At 62.2% G+C, this 357-nt stretch carries 1 pseudogene; it reads right to left on the bottom strand.

The features are described 5' to 3' along the window. Positions 1-220: pseudogene (locus tag AC1D1Y_RS26980) on the bottom strand (hypothetical protein); the annotation flags it as partial. Positions 221-357 lie beyond the last annotated feature (137 nt).

Below are 357 nucleotides of genomic sequence, written 5' to 3' on the forward strand. Positions count from 1 at the left end.
CCACCACGGCATAGGCGCGCGTGGCATTCACGTCCACCAGCGCCGCCCACTGGTTGGCCGCCTTGATCTGGGCGACCATGGCGGCATTCACCATGCCATAGGCTTCGCGGGATTTGCGGGACTGCAGGGCGGTGAACGCGATGATGGCGGCCAACAGCAGCACCATCACCCCCATGGCCGACCACAGCTTGGTGGCCAAACGCAGTCGGTCAAAACGCATTCCAATCTCCTTTAATTATTCTGTAATTTAACCACGGCAGCCGCGGCCACAGAAAGGAGAAATAACGGGATTTACCCTGCCCCCTACGGGGCCAGGCGCCACAACGCTTGGTCGTGGACGCGGGCCAGGGCCTGGGC

It is taken from the genome of Polaromonas sp. P1_G1 (assembly GCF_056405595.1).